Raw genomic sequence first — 17,298 nt, 5'->3', positions numbered from 1 at the left:
CACTTGCCACGTCTTTTTCGGTTTGGTGGATGAATCGGGATTTAAAAGATTTAGATATTAATAGAAGGGGTGAGGATGATGAAATTTAATAGTGTGTTTGATATTATTGGACCGGTGATGATTGGACCTTCAAGTTCGCATACGGCTGGGGCTTGTCGAATTGGTGCTGTGGCTCGGAGTGTGTTTAATGAGATGCCGATGCAGGTGGACATTCATTTATATGGTTCTTTTGCGAAAACGTATAAGGGTCACGGGACGGATGTAGCGCTTATTGGTGGACTTCTGGGTTTTGAGACGGATGATGAGCGGATGCCAGATGCGATTACATTGGCTAAAGAATGGGGAATGCACATTAATTTCATCGAGGAGCTAGAAGAGGCAGCTCACCCTAATACTGTAAAACTAGTACTTAAAAACGGTATGCAGCAGACAACACTTGTTGGAGCTTCCATTGGTGGTGGCAAAATTGAAATCGTGCGTTTAAATGAGTTTGAGCTTGAGTTCACGGGAATGTCGCCTGCTGTTTTAGTGTTACATAAAGATCAATTCGGAGCGATTGCAGCTGTCTCAGGGATTTTTGCCAAACATGAGATTAACATTGGGCAAATGAAGGTTTCTAGGAAAGTAAAGGGCGATGAGGCTTTGATGGTACTTGAGGTCGATCAGCGCGTGGAACAAGTGGTTTTGGATGAAATTAAAGAATTACCGGATATTTATCAGGTAGCGAGTTTTATTTTGTAAGCATGAAACAGAACGTTAGCGTAGAGGAGGTTGAAAAATGTTCCACTCAGTTGCAGAACTAATTGACATTGCAAATCGTGACAATAAATCAATTTCAGAAATTATGATTGAGCGCGAAATGCATGTCACCAACAATACACGAGAAACTATTTTAGAGGTCATGGATCGTAATTTGACGGTGATGGAAGAGGCGATTGTTCGTGGGGAAGATGGTGTTGAATCAACTACTGGGCTAACTGGTGGCGATGCAGTTCTTATGCAGGAGTATATCGCCAAAGGAAATATGTTGTCTGGAGAAACAATTTTAGACGCGGTTGCCAAAGCGATTGCAACGAATGAGGTCAATGCGGCTATGGGAGTGATTTGTGCGACGCCGACTGCTGGTAGTGCTGGAGTCGTTCCTGGTGTGCTATACGCTGTGAAAGATCGCTTGAACATGTCTCGTGAGGCAATGTTACGCTTTTTATTCACAGCAGGTGCGTTCGGTTTTGTCGTGGCTAACAAAGCATTTATCTCTGGTGCAGCGGGCGGTTGTCAGGCGGAAATTGGATCGGCGAGTGCGATGGCATCGGCTGCGATTGTGGAGGCAGCAGGTGGAACTCCGGAGCAATCCGCAGAAGCAATGGCAATGACAATGAAAAATATGTTAGGGCTTGTTTGCGATCCTGTAGCTGGTCTTGTTGAAGTTCCGTGTGTGAAACGTAATGCGCTAGGGGCTTCACAGGCAATGATTTCAGCTGATATGGCACTGGCTGGTATAAAAAGTAGAATTCCATGTGATGAAGTCATTGAGGCGATGTACCGTGTAGGGCTACAGATGCCTAGTTCATTGCGTGAAACTGGTGAAGGAGGTCTAGCGGCAACACCTACTGGTAGGGCAGTACAAAGAAAGATTTTTGGTTTGTCGCCGCAAGAGGAACGTGAAGAATCTGAATGATATTCCAGTGACGGACGTGAAAGGTGTCGGCGCTGAAACGGCAAAAACGTTAAAAGAATTGGATATTGAGACAGTAGCAGATTTACTTTTCAATTTTCCGTATCGATATGAGGATTATCGACTACGGGATTTGTCCGAAGTGGCACATGAGGAGCGGGTGACTGTTCAGGGCGATGTCTTGACGGAGCCTACTCTGGCTTACTACGGTAGGAAGAAATCGAAGCTGTCTTTTCGTGTTGCTTCAGGTAATCAAGTCGTGAAAATTGATTTTTTTAATCAGCCATATATAAAAGGAAAGTTGGCGATTGGGGATGCAGTCACGGTTTCTGGCAAATGGGATAAAGGACGCGCACAAATTACAGCTAGTAAATATAAATTGGGGCATCAAACCTCAGAAGAGGCGCTAGAGGGTGTATACAGGCTGAAAGGCACGATTCGCAATAAGACGCTGTTGAAATTCACGATTGCGGCTTTTGATGCTTACGGTGATTACATTATTGAAATTTTACCTGAAAAATGGTTGCAAAAATATCAGTTGATTTCGCGACGGGAAGCTGTTCAATTTTTACATTTCCCGAAAAGTCCAGAAGAGTTGAAACAGGCACGGCGGCGAATAGTTTACGAGGAGTTCTTATTGTTTCAGTTAAAAATGCAATTATTCCGTAAAATCGAGCGTGAACGATCTGGCGGTGTTTCGATTGATTACGATGTCAATGATTTGCGTCATTATATTGAAAGCCTACCATTTCCGCTGACTGATGCACAAAAACGAGTGGTCAATGAAATATGTGGCGATATGAAATCCCATTTTCACATGAACCGCCTGCTTCAAGGGGATGTGGGATCAGGAAAAACAGTTGTAGCCTCGATTGCCCTCTACGCGGCGGCAAAAAGCGGTTTTCAAGGGGCGTTAATGGTTCCCACTGAGATTTTGGCAGAGCAACACGCGAATTCTTTAGTCGATTTATTGCAATCCTTCGATGTCACCGTTGGACTATTAACAAGTAGTGTCAAGGGAAAGAGGCGCCGTGAAATGTTAGCATTATTAGAAGCAGGAGAAATCGATGTTTTAGTTGGGACGCATGCTCTCATTCAAGACGAGGTTATTTTTAACAAGCTAGGTCTTGTTATTACGGATGAGCAACATCGATTCGGTGTCGAACAGCGACGTGTTTTACGTGAAAAAGGCTCATTTCCCGATGTCCTCTTCATGACAGCGACACCAATCCCACGAACGCTTGCTATCACAGCTTTTGGTGAAATGGACGTGTCTGTTATCGATGAATTGCCAGCTGGTCGTAAACAAATCGAAACGTATTGGGTGAAACACCAAATGCTCGATCGCGTCATTGATTTCATTGAGCAGGAGATTACGAAAGGGCGTCAAGCTTATGTTATTTGTCCGCTCATCGAGGAATCCGAAAAACTAGATGTCCAAAATGCCATTGATATGTACAATATTTTGAATGGCAAATGGCAAGGAAAGCACTCCGCAGGGCTGATGCACGGTAAACTCCCATCGGTGGAAAAAGACCAAATTATGCGAGACTTCAATGATCACAAAATCGACTGTCTCATATCCACGACGGTTGTAGAAGTCGGTGTCAATGTCCCAAACGCAACAATGATGGTCATTTATGATGCAGACCGTTTTGGTCTCGCGCAACTTCATCAACTTCGTGGTCGGGTTGGACGTGGTGCTGAGCAATCCTTTTGCGTACTCATTGCTGACCCTAAAACGGAGGTTGGTAAAGAGCGTATGACTATCATGACCGAAACAAATGACGGTTTCATAGTTAGTGAGCGTGATTTAGAACTCCGAGGTCCTGGTGATTTTTTCGGTAAAAAACAGAGTGGAATCCCAGAGTTCAAAGTTGCTGATATGGTACATGATTATCGGGTTTTAGAAATTGCTCGTCAAGACGCTGTTGAAATCATCTATCATGATGGCTTTTTAGAACGAGAAGAATACGCTTCATTACGCGATTTTTTTGAAGCTAATGGTGTTTTTGGGGAACAAAAACTAGACTGAGGTACGACAACTTCTAGCCTTATAACTTGCAAGTTGGGAGCATTTTTTATATATTACTCTTAGTATCTGGTATTAAAATTCAAACAAGAAGAGGAGGAGGGAACGCGGATGAAAAAGTATCCAAAAAAGGAAAGACAAACGCGTTTGGTCCAAGCAATTGAAGAAAATCCGTTTATTACAGATGAACAATTGGCTGAAAAGTTCCAAGTAAGCGTGCAGACAGTCCGGCTAGATCGAGTTGCGCTCGCGATTCCAGAATTACGCGAACGAATTAAACATGTAGCTTCCAAAAATTATGCAGATGCCGTTCGCTCCCTTCCAATTGAAGAAATCATTGGTGAAATTATCGATATTGAATTAAATAAAGGCGCCATTTCGATTTTTGAAGTAGGTCCAGAACATGTTTTTAAACGAAATAAAATTGCGCGCGGACATCATTTATTTGCCCAAGCTAACTCGCTTGCGACCGCGATAATCCCGAACGATTTAGCTTTGACCACTCAAGCAACTGTACGATTTGTTCATTCAGTTAAAGAAGGCGAGCGAGTGATTGCAAAAGCGAAAGTACGCGAAGGTCGTGATAGTAAATCAATCACAATTGTTGATGTGAACAGCTATGTCGGCGATGAATTGATTTTAAAAGGCAAGTTTGAGATGTACCATACAAAAGAAAAAAGGAGTGACGTGAAATGAGAATTGCAATAGATGCAATGGGCGGGGATAATGCACCTAAAGAAATTGTGTTAGGTGTCATGAAAGCAGCTGCACAATACAAAGATGTAGAGTTTCTCCTTTTTGGTGATGAAGTAAAAATTAACGAATATTTAGCCGATAAAACACGCATTCAAGTCATACATACAGATGAAAAAATCGAAAGTGATGATGAACCAGTTCGCGCTGTCAAACGCAAAAAGAAGGCTTCCATGGTATTAGCAGCGCAAGCCGTAAAAGATGGGGAAGCCGATGCGTGTATCTCAGCTGGAAACACAGGAGCATTGATGGCAACAGGTTTATTTGTGATTGGTCGCATTAAAGGGATTGAACGTCCGGCATTAGCGCCAACTTTGCCTACTGTCACTGGAAAAGGTTTTGTCATGCTTGATTTAGGCGCGAATTCCGAAGCAAAACCCGAACATCTTTTGCAGTTCGGCTTAATGGGCTCAGTCTATGCAGAAAAAGTTCGTAAAATGGAGCGTCCGCGCGTGGCACTGCTTAATATCGGAACCGAAGAAACCAAGGGAAATGATTTGACGAAACGCGCTTTTGAACTGATGAAAAATCAAGAAGCATACCATTTTATCGGTAATATTGAAGCACGCGATGTGATGATGGATGTTGCCGATGTCATCGTAACAGACGGTTTTACAGGAAATATGGTTCTAAAATCGATTGAAGGAACAGCGGGAGCCTTCTTTAGTTTAATGAAAATGAGTTTAATGAATGGCTTCAAAAATAAAATTGCAGCATCATTCTTGAAAAAAGACTTGATGGAACTAAAAGCTAAAATGGATTACAGCGAGTACGGCGGTGCATGTCTATTTGGTGTCCAAGCTCCTGTTATAAAAGCACATGGATCATCGAACGCCCAAGCTATTTTTTCAACGATCCGTCAAGCACGCGATATGGTTCAAAAGCAAGTCGTTGAGACTATTGTTAGTGAAGTCGCAAGCGGTCATTTAAAAGCAGAACAAGAAAATCAAGGAGGCACGAAAAATGAATAAAATTGCATTCGTATTCCCTGGCCAAGGCTCACAAAAAGTTGGCATGGGACAAGATGTCGCGGCCGAATACAAAGAAGCTAAGGCTGTTTATAAAGCTGCTGACGCCAAATTAGGTTACGCTATCACAGAAGTCATTGAAAAAGGTCCAATGGAACTTTTAACGAAATCAGAAAACGCCCAACCGGCTCTAGTATCGACAAGTGTGGCGATTTTAAAAGCATTAGAAACATATGGTGTAAAGGCTGATTTTGTTGCCGGGCATAGTCTAGGTGAATACAGCGCGCTAGTAGCAGGTGGCTTTTTGTCTGCAGAAGATGCGATTTACTTAGTTCACCGTCGTGGGAAACTGATGGAAGCAGCGGTACCAAACGGACAAGGCGCGATGGCAGCAGTTTTAGGACTAGATCGTGAGGCACTTAGCGCTATAACAGAAGCTGTAACGGCAGAAGGTGATGATGTACAGTTAGCTAACCTCAATTGTCCAGGCCAAATCGTCATTTCAGGGACGATCGCAGGTGTTGAAAAAGCTGGCGAACAAGCAAAAGTTGCCGGTGCTAAACGCGTGTTACCTCTTGCAGTAAGTGGTCCATTCCATTCCAAATTAATGGTTCCTGCAGCCGAGCAATTCCAATCAGAGCTAGATAAAGTTGCGTTCCAAGACGGAGCCATTCCGGTTGTAAACAACGTCGATGCACAACCGACAACTGACAAAAACGTGATTCCAGAAAAGCTTGTACAACAAATTTATTCACCAGTTTTATGGGAAGATATTGTCATGAACCTTATAGCGCAAGGTGTAGATACTTTTGTTGAAATTGGCTCAGGAAAAGTACTTTCTGGACTAATCAAGAAAATTAATCGCGATGTAACAATTCTTGCAGCGGGAGACGTTTCCTCTGTCAAAGAAGTGGCAGCACAATTAAAGGGGGCACCTACAAAATGACATTAACAGGAAAAGTAGCATTAGTAACAGGCGGTTCGCGCGGTATTGGGCGCGAAATCGTAATGACATTAGCCAAACAAGGAGCAACGGTATTTTTTAACTACAACGGCTCTCAAGAAGCAGCAGAAGCCATCGTCAACGAAATTGTAGAAGCTGGTGGAGAAGCAGCAGCAATGAAAGCAAATGTGGCAGTAGAAGAAGATGTACAAGCATTATTCAAAGAAGCGGTCGACAAATATGGACGCATTGATATTCTAGTTAACAATGCGGGAATTACGCGCGATAATCTATTAATGCGTATGAAAGTCGATGAATGGGATGCAGTTATCGATACTAATCTAAAAGGTGTATTTCTATGCACAAAAGCAGTTTCACGTACAATGATGAAGCAGCGTTACGGCAAGATTATCAACATTACCTCTGTCGTTGGCTTGATTGGAAACGCAGGTCAAGCAAACTACGTAGCTAGTAAAGCTGGCGTTATCGGACTTACAAAAACAACAGCGCGTGAATTAGCCTCGCGTGGTATTAACGTAAACGCTGTTGCACCAGGTTTTATCGCCACAGAAATGACTGGTGATTTAGACGAAGCGACTAAAGAAGCAATGTTAGCGCAAATTCCACTTGGTAAATATGGTTCGGTAGAAGATGTTGCGAATGCGGTTCTGTTCTTGGCGAGTGATACTTCAAGCTATATGACGGGGCAGACGATTGCGGTTGATGGTGGCATGACCATGTAATCGTGCCATGCCAGGCGACGAGAAATACCCGTCTTTGTTGTGGTTCTTTGAAGCAAAGCGAATTAGAACCTCAATATGCAGAGGAACAGAGTGAGTCTGTAGTCATTAGAGGACTTTGCCTAGAATCTGGGCATTTCTCGTCGCCCGGCGGTTTGGTGACACGGAAAGAATTAGGGGTTTAGTCAGAATTTGGCTAAAACGTTCTTACATTTCTAGTCTCACGCACATTTTCTTGTCTTTTTTTAATTAATAGTTTACGAATACGCAGAAATCCTATATAATACTTGGAGGGAGGTGAAGTAAACAATGGCAGAAGTATTAGAGAAAGTAACTAAGATTATCGTTGACCGTTTAGGTGTCGAGGAATCTAAAGTAACTTTAGAAGCTTCCTTCAAAGACGATCTAGGTGCAGATTCACTAGACGTTGTTGAATTGGTTATGGAACTTGAAGATGAATTTGGTGTAGAAATTTCAGACGATGATGCAGCAAATATTGAAAAAGTTGGGGACGCTGTGAAATACATAGAGGCGAACGCATAATTCCGACTTGTTTAAACAAATGAACGAGGGTGTCTAGGTAGCACAGACTGTTTTAGACGGTTTTTCCGGTTAAAAATTCTGGTGCAATCTGGGCATCCTTTTTTTTTCCACATTAAAGTTTATTTTCTAAGCAGACTCTTATCTTAAGATGTTTAGAAAATAAAGCTCTGATGTGTGTTTCTAATTGACCGAAATGGGGGCTTTACAAATGAATCTTTGGGAAGAATTGCAGGAAAGTGTTGGTTTTACATTTACGGATATGAATCTTCTAAAAACGGCTTTTACACACTCGTCCTACGTTAATGAACATCGTAAGGAAAAACTTGAGGATAACGAACGCTTGGAATTTCTGGGAGATGCGGTGCTTGAGGTTACGGTATCCCATTATCTATTCACAAAATTTCCAAAAATGGCGGAAGGGCAAATGACAAAAATGCGTGCGGCAATTGTTTGTGAACCTTCACTCGTTGATTTTGCAGAAAGTGTCAACTTCTCGCGTTACGTTCGGCTTGGACGCGGGGAAGAGCGTGCCGGTGGCAGGACGCGCCCAGCTCTACTTGCTGATGTATTTGAATCCTTTATTGGGGCGCTATTCCTCGATCAAGGGCTGGATAAGGTAGTTCGTTTCTTAGAGCGCGTCGTGTTTCCGAAAATCGATGCTGGCTTTTTCGAGCAAACCGTCGATTACAAAACGCAATTACAAGAAATCGTGCAAAAAGATCGCGATGTCGTTATCACGTACACTATTTTAGACGAAAAAGGACCGGCACACAGCAAGGCGTTTGAAGCTATTGTAGCAATCAATCAAGAAAAACGAGGCGCTGGAACTGGAAAAACGAAGAAACAAGCGGAACAAAATGCCGCTAAAAGTGCTATCCAAGCATTGCGTCAAAACTAAGCAGTAAGGAGTCCGGACATGTTATTAAAGCGGTTAGAAATGAATGGTTTCAAATCTTTTGCTGATAAAACGGTAATTGATTTTGTACCGGGCACTACAGCGGTAGTAGGCCCAAATGGAAGTGGAAAAAGTAATATTACCGAGGCGATTCGCTGGGTACTTGGTGAGCAATCTGCCAAAAGCCTTCGCGGTGGCCGGATGGGTGATGTTATTTTTGCCGGGAGTGATTCACGAAAACCGATTAATTTTGCGGAAGTATCACTTATTTTTGAGAATGAGGATCGCTTTTTACCGCTTGATTATAGTGAGGTTTCGGTGACAAGACGTATTTTTCGTAATGGAGACAGCGATTATTTAATTAACAAACAATCTTGTCGGCTGAAAGATATTGTGGATCTTTTTATGGATTCTGGACTTGGGCGTGAATCGTTTTCCATCATTAGTCAAGGGAAAATTGACGAGATTTTAAATAGTAAACCAGAAGAGCGACGATCGATTTTTGAAGAAGCAGCAGGCGTTTTTAAAAATATAAACATCGGAAAAAACAAGCAGAAAATAAACTTTTTGAAACGGAAGAGAACTTAAACCGGGTTCAGGATATTTTATATGAGCTTGAGGGACAGTTGGAGCCGCTAGAGATGCAGGCGAGTGTGGCGAAGGATTATTTGTTCCAGCAAGAAGAGTTGGAGAAATATGAAGTGACGCTACTTGTAGCTGAAATTGAGGCCTTCACAGAAAAAATTGCTCTCCAAAAAGCAGCATTTGAGAAGAATAGCGAGGTTTTGATTGGGTTACAAGCAGAGATTAAACAGGAAGAAGATCAGCTTTTCGACCAGAAACAGGGATTGGCAAATATTGATGAGCAGATGGAATTGATGCAGGCAGAGCTTTTGGGTGTGACTGAACGGCTGGAACAATTGGAAGGACAACGAAATGTAGCATTGGAGCGGAAAAAGCATAGCAATGAAAATGAGTTGGCTATGCACGAGAATTTACAGCAGTTGGAAGCAAAAATCACAGCATTTGAGATGCAAAAACAAGTGCTCCTACAAGAAAAGCTAGAAAAAGAGACGGCGCTCGAAATCTTCTTAAAAGAAAAGAAAGCTTTGGAGGCTAAACTAGCGGAGTATAGCAACCTATCCGAAGAAAAAATCGAGAACATGAAGAGCGATTACATTGAGTTACGTCATACACAGACGACGATGAAAAATGATATTGGCTATTTAGAGCGTCAATTATCACAGATGCAAGGTCGTTCGGAAAAATTGGATCATGAGAATCAGCAACATATTACGGAGCGAAATGAAATTATCGCGAATGTGGAAATTTTGACAAAACATGTGGATGACATGCGCGTTAAACTGGCCGATCAGATGACGCATTATCAGATGGTTCAGCAGGAACTAGCGAAGCAAGAAGCTGTTTTCACGAAAGAAGAGCGTGAAATGTATCGACAATATGAGGCAATTCAGCAGGCGAAATCACGACAGGAAACGTTGGCGGAACTGGCTGATGATTATGCTGGATTTTTCCAAGGCGTGCGTGAAGTTTTGAAGGCTAAGAAGAAACTAAATGGGATTATGGGTGCTTTCGTCGAGCTGGTGGAGATTCCTGAGCATTATCAGAAGGCATTGGAAATTGCAATGGGTGCAAATGCGCAACATATTATCGTGCGCGATGATCAAGCTGCGCGTGAAGCAATCGGCTACTTGAAGCAAATGCGGGCTGGAAGGGCAACATTTTTACCGCTGACAACGATTCAGCCACGTCAAATCCCGATGGCAACAAAACATACGTTAGAACAGCAACCAGCTTTTGTGGCTTTGGCTAGCGATGTCTTAACATACGATGCCCAAGTGGAAAATGTGATTTTGAATGCGCTAGGAACGACAATTTTGGCGAAAGATTTAAAAGGCGCCAATGCACTTGCCAAACTAGTTAATTTCCGATATCGGGTTGTGACATTGGAAGGTGATGTTGTGAACGCTGGTGGTTCAATGACTGGTGGTGCCACAGCACAGGGCAAGTCATCGATTATGACGCGCAAACACGAATTGGAGAACTTGAGTAAGACCATTGCACAAATGACGATGTCTGTTGAGAAAAAAGAAAAGCAATTTGCAACATTAAAAGAAGAAGTAAAGACAAAGCGTGAGCAATTGGAAGAAGCACGATCTGTAGGCGAAACATTGCGTTTGCAAGAGACCGAATTACTCGGCAAAAAGGAACGTGCAGAAGAACGCCTTGCAATCGCTAATAAACAGCTCCAAATTTATGATATGGAAAAAGAAGAAGGCACATCTGAACAACAGCAGCTAACCGAGCGCAAAGAGAAATTGCAACAAGAATTGGCGGTGTTAGCGCTTGAGATTGTCGATAAAGATGAACAAGTTCAACGGATGATTAAACAAAGCAAGGAGCAAGAACATAACCGCACAAGCGATCAAGAAAGTTATTCGACACTTAAATCTCGTGTGGCAGTTAGTCGTGAACAATTGCAGACCGCTGAGCAAGCTTTGCGTAATTTGGAAACCGAGCTAACAGATTACGGCAACCAAAAAGAAGCAATCACATCCAAGCTTGCGATGCTTCAAACGAACTTAGAAACAGCTCATACAAGTACAGAAGAGTTAGCCGAGGCCATCGAGGACGAGCGTGATAAAAAAGAACAAACCGTTATCAACCGCGATCAACTACGTGAAAAGCGAGTAGCATTACAAAAGAGCTTAGCAGAACAAGAAGAATCCTTGCAACAAAAACACAACCAAGCAAGTTTTTATATGGAGCAAAAAACGACGGCAGAGATTAGTATGAGCCGATTAAATGCAGATGTAGACAACCGTTTAGAGCGTTTATCAGAAGCTTACTTACTCACATTTGAGACGGCTAAAACTCGGACGGTAGCGGATATGGACATTGATAGTACAAGGTCAAAAGTACGTCTATTAAAACGCTCTATCGATGAACTGGGTGTAGTGAATATAGGTGCTATCGATGAATTTGAACGGATTAAAGAACGTTTTGATTTCTTAAATGGGCAACAAGCAGACTTACTCGAAGCGAAGTCAACGCTATTTCAAGTGATGGATGAAATGGATGAAGAGATGAAGAAGCGGTTTGACGCTTCTTTCACAGCGATTCAAGCCGAATTCGCGATTGTTTTCCCTGAACTTTTTGGTGGCGGACAAGCTCGATTAATTTTACAAAACCCGGATGAAGTCTTAACGACTGGTGTGGATATCGAAGCGCAGCCACCAGGTAAAAAACTGCAGAATCTTAGCTTACTTTCAGGTGGCGAACGCGCTTTAACTGCAATTGCCTTATTGTTTGCGATTATTCGTGTACGTCCGATGCCGTTTTGTATCCTAGATGAAGTAGAGGCAGCGCTTGATGAGGCGAATGTAACGCGTTTTAGTCGCTACTTGAAGAAATTTGAAACGAATATTCAATTCATCGTCATTACTCACCGTAAAGGTACGATGGAAGAAGCAGATGTACTCTACGGTGTAACAATGCAAGAATCAGGTGTCTCGAAGCTCGTTTCAGTGCGCTTAGAAGAAACAGCTGAACTAATCAAATAAAGGAGTGCAAACCCAATGACATTTTTCAAGAAAATGAAAGACAAGTTAACGAAACAAACCGATTCGGTGACAGAAAAATTTAAAGAAGGCTTGACAAAAACGCGTGATAATTTTTCAGGGAAAATGAATGAACTTGTGGCGCGTTATCGCAAGGTGGATGAGGAGTTCTTTGAAGAATTGGAAGAGATTCTGATTCAGGCAGATGTTGGATTTGAGACAGTGATGGAGCTAGTCGAGCAGTTGCGTGAAGAGGTGAAATTGCGCAATATCCAAGATCCAAAAGAAGTTCAAGAAGTAATCGTTGAGAAGCTAGTTGCGATTTATCATGGGGAAGAGGAGGAATTGCCAGAACTAAATATGCAAACAGATGGTCTGACAGTAATTCTTTTCGTTGGCGTGAACGGTGTTGGTAAAACGACAACAATCGGAAAGCTGGCGCATCATTTGAAATCACAAGGTAAGAGTGTTCTTCTAGCAGCTGGTGATACGTTCCGAGCTGGAGCCATTGATCAACTAGATGTGTGGGGCGAGCGTGTTGGTGTGGAAGTGATTAAGCAAGCAGAAGGCAGTGATCCGGCAGCAGTTATGTTTGATGCAGTACAAGCGGCCAAAGCGCGTCAAGTGGATGTTTTACTCTGTGATACGGCTGGACGTTTACAGAATAAAGTAAACTTGATGAATGAGTTAGAAAAAGTGAAGCGTGTGATTACGCGCGAAGTACCAAATGCGCCCCATGAAGTTCTGCTTGTTTTAGACGCGACAACTGGCCAAAATGCGTTCGTACAAGCGAAACAGTTTAAAGAAGCGACAGATGTAAGTGGAATTGTGCTAACCAAGCTAGACGGGACAGCAAAAGGTGGAATCGTGATTGCGATTCGCAATGAGCTACATATTCCAGTGAAATTTGTCGGCTTAGGTGAGAAGATGGATGACCTGCAAGCTTTCGATGCAAATGAATACGTATACGGATTATTTGCCGATATTATTGATGAAGCGAAAGAATAAATTATTTAGAAATAGAAGCAACCTGTTCACCAGAAAATGGTGAACAGGTTGTTTCTATTTCTTATAGTGAAGCTCGACAAACTGACCAAATGTCGTTGTTTCAACTAGCTCTAATCGTTCTAGGTAGTTACCTTCTTCAAATAATCGTTTTCCCGTGCCTAATAGGACAGGAGTAATCTGAATCCACCACTCATCAATCATGTTAGCTTCCAAAAGTGGTTTTAGTAAATTACCACCACCGACAACCCAGATTGGTTTACCATCTCTTTCTTTTAGTTTGTTGATAAAAGAAACAGGGTTTTCATGAACGGTTTGTACATCTTTAAAGTTTTTATTGGTGTCCCTTGTGAAGACGATGACTTCTTGATTTGGATAAAGTGGCTCGCTTTGTTGAAGTTTTAGGACTTCCTCGTAAGTAACACGACCCATGATGACCGTATCGATGTTTTGGATGAATTTCTCATAAGTTGTTTCCCCGCCAGTTTCAGTTTCGAAAAGCCAGGTCAAATTATTATTTTGGTCGGATAGGTAGCCATCTAGACTGACAGCACCGTAAAAAACTACTTTTCGCATAGTATTATCTCTCCTTTGGAATTAGAGTTTACAATATAAGTGTGAACAGAGTGGGTATTCATTCCAAACTATGAGCTGTCACACCATGTGCCTTAGAGCCTAGTTAGATTCCTGATTATCTCATGTAGTTATAAAAAAAAGCAAATACATTGTTGTGGCTCTTATGAAGCCTCCCTTGCTGATTTAGAGCCACAATATGAGTGTGAGCAAAGCGAGCATTCGTTCCATGACTTTCGCTAATACACCACGCATCTCCCAGGTCGCGTCAAAGTCCCGATTATCTCATGATTTTATAAAAGATTATGTTCTGTTATATTCCAAGCTCTATAAATCATGTTTTACGTTCGTTTGGAGGGTACTTCACGTCTTGTCTAGCTTCAAGAGCCAGCCTCTCGGAAATTGTTGAGGCTCTTATGAAGCGTCTTCTGCTGAATTAGAGCCTCAATATGCATGCGAACGCAGTGAGCATGTAATCCACGTACTGCATCACGTGATGCGCCTCCGGATCCAGCTTCAACGGCCAACTCCTCGAAAACTGGAGCATTCGTTCCTTGCTCAGTTTTTTCGGATCTAAACGGGCTCTTTCAGCCTTTCAGCGCTTGACATCCCTCATTTTTACACGTATTCTTATATAGTGTAAGCGAGTTTTCGCTTGGAAGGATGGTGCGGATGTGTTTGAGAAAACGACGCGAATGAATTTTTTGATTGATATCTATGATTCGCTTTTAACAGAGAAGCAGCGATCCTATGTTTCGCTTTATTATTTGGAGGATTTATCGCTTGGGGAGATCGCAGAGGAGTACGAAGTGAGTCGGCAAGCGGTGTATGATAATATTAAGCGAACTGAGGCGGTACTCGAAAATTATGAAGAAAAGCTCGGTGTTTTAAAGAAATATCAGGAACGCGAGCAATTGATTGAACGCTTAGAGCAGCAATTACAAGAGGAGCAGGTGTTGAAAAACGAAATAGCTGCCTTGCTTCAACAACTTAAAAATATGGATTAGGAGGCGGCATACATGGCATTTGAAGGATTAGCTGGCCGATTACAAGAGACGATGAACAAAATCCGCGGAAAAGGGAAAGTGAATGAGGCGGATGTAAAAGAAATGATGCGTGAAGTCCGGCTTGCTTTACTAGAAGCGGATGTTAACTTTAAAGTGGTCAAACAATTTATTAAAACAGTAAGTGAGCGCGCTGTTGGCAGTGAGGTTATGAAAAGCTTAACGCCAGGCCAGCAAGTTATCAAAATTGTACAAGAAGAATTAACATCATTGATGGGTGGCGAGGAGAGCAAGATTGCGGTTGCTGATAAGCCACCAACCGTTGTGATGATGGTCGGACTCCAAGGTGCTGGTAAGACAACAACGACCGGGAAGCTTGCTAATTTACTGCGCAAAAAATATAATCGTAAACCACTTCTTGTTGCCGCTGATATTTACCGACCAGCTGCGATCAAACAATTAGAAACATTAGGACGTCAGCTAGATATGCCAGTCTTTTCTTTAGGTGATCAAGTCAGTCCTGTCGAAATTGCGAAACAGGCGATTGCAAAGGCAAAAGAAGATCATCTGGATTATGTTCTAATTGATACGGCAGGGCGCCTGCATATTGATACGGAATTAATGGATGAACTGGTTGCAGTAAAAGAGATTGCTAACCCATCGGAAATTCTACTCGTTGTTGACTCAATGACGGGGCAAGATGCTGTCAATGTGGCAGAAAGTTTTAATGAGCAGTTGGATATTACGGGTGTTGTTTTAACAAAATTAGATGGCGATACACGTGGAGGCGCGGCTCTTTCTATCCGTTCAGTTACGCAAAAACCGATTAAGTTTGTCGGGATGGGTGAGAAGATGGAGGCGCTAGAAAGTTTCCACCCAGATCGGATGGCATCGCGTATTCTCGGCATGGGGGACGTACTTTCGCTTATTGAGAAGGCGCAAGTTTCTGTGGATGAGGATAAGGCACGTGAGCTGGAGCAGAAAGTAAAAGATATGTCAATGACGCTCGATGATTTCTTGGAGCAACTGCAACAAGTACGCCAAATGGGTCCATTAGATGAGCTTTTAAAAATGATGCCAGGCGCAAACAAGATGAAAGGGCTCGATAATATGAATGTTGATGAAAAGCAATTGACGCATATTGAAGCCATTATTAAATCAATGACAAAAGCGGAAAAAGACCATCCAGATATCATTAATGCGAATCGTCGGAAGCGTATTGCACGTGGTTCGGGTCGCCCGATTCAAGAAGTTAATCGGCTCTTAAAGCAGTTCAATGAGATGAAAAAAATGATGAAACAAATGTCTGGTGCAGGCGGCGGTAAAGGAAAGAAAAAGCGTGGCGGGTTTGGTAATTTTAAATTGCCATTTTGATATGGAAAATCAAAAAAGTGTAAGAATCCAATCTAGGGTTTTTACACTTTTTTTAATGAAATGAGTCATATATAATGAATAGACAGAGAAATAAAAAAATTAAACTAGGTATTTAGTATGTTTTTTTATAACTTAATAAAAGGGGGGGCCTCGCTTGAGAAAATGAACACGATGAATTTGAATAAAAAGGGGATAATAGATAATAGGTATTTATACTCAAATTTAAGTAATGTTATGCGTATTAAATTTAAATTTAACTTCTTTAATCATCTTTGAATATTTTTAACAAATAAGGGTAAAGTGTTTTTTGTAAGAATACTAACGTTTTTAAGGGGTGAACGCTGTGTCTTGATAGGAATAAATGACTTGATTGCTAGTTGGTAAATACTTGTTGATTTTTATTAAACCTTACAGGGATAAGGTTCAAGGGGGAAAAACAATGAAAAGAAATCAGGTAGATTACAAGCGCAGAATGAATTTGAAAAATAAACAGAAAGCAAAAGTACTGGCTACGTTGTTTACAGCTGCAACAATCGTAGCATCTCCAATAACGATTAATTATGATGGATTTGATCGTAGTTTTTCATTGAGCGGGACGCAGGCCGAAGCGGCAAGCATTAGCTTGTTAGGGAGCACTACTTTGCAACCAACTTATGTGGATGGAAAATTAATTATTACAATTCAAGGAACTCAAATTGCTAATATTGGGTTATTACAAAATTATCATCCCTATTTTAAGTTGCCAGACGAACTGAAGACACTACTATCCAATCCAGCTATAAAAGCTAATTCGAGTATTGCTTATGACATTCCTTATTTAGGTTTTTTGGGTGTCCAATTATCGAATAGTGGGACTGTCACGGCCGACGATATACTAGTGGATGCTATGAATGGAACAATTGGTACTAATATTTCGAATGGACTAGGATTATCGGTAGCTGGGCTAACTACTTTTACACTGACAATTGATTTAGAAGCATTAGGAGTAATGTCTTTACCTGCTGGAATTGGTGATGATCGTTTAGATTTTACCGGTCGAGTGGCTGATGACTTTTTAGTGGATGCGGATTTATTGAATTCTGATTGGGCGGAAGGTTTTATTGAGGTGCCAGAGTCTGACGCCGATGCGGATGCTGACGCCGATGCTGACGCCGATGCGGATGCTGACGCCGATGCTGACGCCGATGCTGACGCCGATGCTGATGCTGACGC

The 17,298-nt window shown here is 42.0% G+C and carries 14 protein-coding genes and 1 pseudogene; 14 read left to right on the top strand and 1 reads right to left on the bottom strand.

Annotated features, from left to right (window positions below):
• Positions 1–78: 78 nt before the first annotated feature.
• From sdaAB to ftsY, 11 genes and pseudogenes are all read left to right on the top strand, one after another.
• Complete coding sequence (gene sdaAB / locus PROCOU_RS03540) at positions 79–741, top strand: L-serine ammonia-lyase, iron-sulfur-dependent subunit beta (protein WP_036069830.1); 663 nt, start codon at positions 79–81, stop codon at positions 739–741.
• A gap of 37 nt (positions 742–778) precedes the next feature.
• Positions 779–1,678, top strand: coding sequence for an L-serine ammonia-lyase, iron-sulfur-dependent, subunit alpha (gene sdaAA, locus PROCOU_RS03535; protein ID WP_036069689.1), 900 nt, complete (start codon positions 779–781; stop codon positions 1,676–1,678).
• The gene (recG, locus tag PROCOU_RS03530) at positions 1,662–3,710 is read left to right on the top strand and encodes an ATP-dependent DNA helicase RecG (protein WP_036069686.1); all 2,049 of its coding nucleotides are present in this window, start codon (positions 1,662–1,664) and stop codon (positions 3,708–3,710) included. Before sdaAA ends, recG begins: the two co-directional genes overlap by 17 nt.
• Before the next feature lie 108 nt (positions 3,711–3,818).
• Positions 3,819–4,403, top strand: a complete 585-nt coding sequence (fapR, locus tag PROCOU_RS03525; protein ID WP_036069685.1) for a transcription factor FapR — start codon at positions 3,819–3,821, stop codon at positions 4,401–4,403.
• Entirely contained in the window at positions 4,400–5,431 is a 1,032-nt protein-coding gene (gene plsX / locus PROCOU_RS03520; RefSeq protein WP_036069684.1) for a phosphate acyltransferase PlsX, read from the top strand. The genes fapR and plsX overlap by 4 nt, the downstream gene beginning before the upstream one ends.
• Positions 5,424–6,374, top strand: coding sequence for an ACP S-malonyltransferase (gene fabD, locus PROCOU_RS03515; RefSeq protein WP_036069683.1), 951 nt, complete (start codon positions 5,424–5,426; stop codon positions 6,372–6,374). The genes plsX and fabD overlap by 8 nt, the downstream gene beginning before the upstream one ends.
• Entirely contained in the window at positions 6,371–7,114 is a 744-nt protein-coding gene (gene fabG / locus PROCOU_RS03510; RefSeq protein WP_036069682.1) for a 3-oxoacyl-[acyl-carrier-protein] reductase, read from the top strand. Before fabD ends, fabG begins: the two co-directional genes overlap by 4 nt.
• A 306-nt stretch (positions 7,115–7,420) precedes the next feature.
• Positions 7,421–7,654: an acyl carrier protein gene (locus PROCOU_RS03505; RefSeq protein WP_036060159.1), complete on the top strand. Its 234-nt coding sequence runs from the start codon at positions 7,421–7,423 to the stop codon at positions 7,652–7,654.
• Positions 7,655–7,862: 208 nt separating this feature from the next.
• A complete protein-coding gene (gene rnc / locus PROCOU_RS03500; protein WP_036069681.1) occupies positions 7,863–8,552 on the top strand; it encodes a ribonuclease III in 690 nt (229 codons plus the stop codon).
• Between the two features lie 18 nt (positions 8,553–8,570).
• Positions 8,571–12,133, top strand: a pseudogene (gene smc, locus PROCOU_RS03495) (chromosome segregation protein SMC).
• Positions 12,134–12,148: 15 nt separating this feature from the next.
• Complete coding sequence (ftsY, locus tag PROCOU_RS03490; protein WP_036069680.1) at positions 12,149–13,138, top strand: signal recognition particle-docking protein FtsY; 990 nt, start codon at positions 12,149–12,151, stop codon at positions 13,136–13,138.
• Between the two features lie 54 nt (positions 13,139–13,192).
• Here the strand turns inward: ftsY and PROCOU_RS03485 are convergent, their stop codons facing one another.
• Positions 13,193–13,711, bottom strand: coding sequence for a dihydrofolate reductase family protein (locus tag PROCOU_RS03485; RefSeq protein ID WP_036069678.1), 519 nt, complete (start codon positions 13,709–13,711; stop codon positions 13,193–13,195).
• A 671-nt stretch (positions 13,712–14,382) separates the two neighbouring features.
• On the opposite strand from PROCOU_RS03485, the gene PROCOU_RS03480 reads away from it, so the two are divergent.
• The 3 genes from PROCOU_RS03480 to PROCOU_RS17690 all read left to right on the top strand — a co-directional run.
• Positions 14,383–14,715, top strand: a complete 333-nt coding sequence (locus tag PROCOU_RS03480) for a putative DNA-binding protein (protein ID WP_036069676.1) — start codon at positions 14,383–14,385, stop codon at positions 14,713–14,715.
• 12 nt (positions 14,716–14,727) lie between these two features.
• On the top strand, positions 14,728–16,086 hold the full coding sequence (gene ffh, locus PROCOU_RS03475) for a signal recognition particle protein (protein ID WP_036069674.1): 1,359 nt from the start codon (positions 14,728–14,730) through the stop codon (positions 16,084–16,086).
• A gap of 439 nt (positions 16,087–16,525) precedes the next feature.
• On the top strand, positions 16,526–17,298 hold a 773-nt coding region (locus PROCOU_RS17690), incomplete at its 3' end, for an Lmo1799 family Asp-Ala repeat surface protein (RefSeq protein ID WP_036069672.1).

It is taken from the genome of Listeria rocourtiae FSL F6-920 (assembly GCF_000525975.1).
In the GTDB taxonomy this organism is placed as follows: Bacteria; Bacillota; Bacilli; order Lactobacillales; family Listeriaceae; genus Listeria_A; species Listeria_A rocourtiae.
Note: the sequence above shows the minus strand (reverse complement) of the source record. Positions and strands in the feature narration are given on the sequence as shown.

Excerpts from the sequence above, each read along its gene's own strand:
- sdaAB (WP_036069830.1), top strand. The coding sequence starts at position 79 with ATGAAATTTAATAGTGTGTTTGATATTATTGGACCGGTGATGATTGGA.
- rnc (WP_036069681.1), top strand. The coding sequence starts at position 7,863 with ATGAATCTTTGGGAAGAATTGCAGGAAAGTGTTGGTTTTACATTTACG.
- PROCOU_RS03505 (WP_036060159.1), top strand. The coding sequence starts at position 7,421 with ATGGCAGAAGTATTAGAGAAAGTAACTAAGATTATCGTTGACCGTTTA.
- plsX (WP_036069684.1), top strand. The coding sequence starts at position 4,400 with ATGAGAATTGCAATAGATGCAATGGGCGGGGATAATGCACCTAAAGAA.
- fabD (WP_036069683.1), top strand. The coding sequence starts at position 5,424 with ATGAATAAAATTGCATTCGTATTCCCTGGCCAAGGCTCACAAAAAGTT.
- sdaAA (WP_036069689.1), top strand. The coding sequence starts at position 779 with ATGTTCCACTCAGTTGCAGAACTAATTGACATTGCAAATCGTGACAAT.
- PROCOU_RS03485 (WP_036069678.1), bottom strand. The coding sequence starts at position 13,711 with ATGCGAAAAGTAGTTTTTTACGGTGCTGTCAGTCTAGATGGCTACCTA.
- ftsY (WP_036069680.1), top strand. The coding sequence starts at position 12,149 with ATGACATTTTTCAAGAAAATGAAAGACAAGTTAACGAAACAAACCGAT.
- ffh (WP_036069674.1), top strand. The coding sequence starts at position 14,728 with ATGGCATTTGAAGGATTAGCTGGCCGATTACAAGAGACGATGAACAAA.
- fapR (WP_036069685.1), top strand. The coding sequence starts at position 3,819 with ATGAAAAAGTATCCAAAAAAGGAAAGACAAACGCGTTTGGTCCAAGCA.
- fabG (WP_036069682.1), top strand. The coding sequence starts at position 6,371 with ATGACATTAACAGGAAAAGTAGCATTAGTAACAGGCGGTTCGCGCGGT.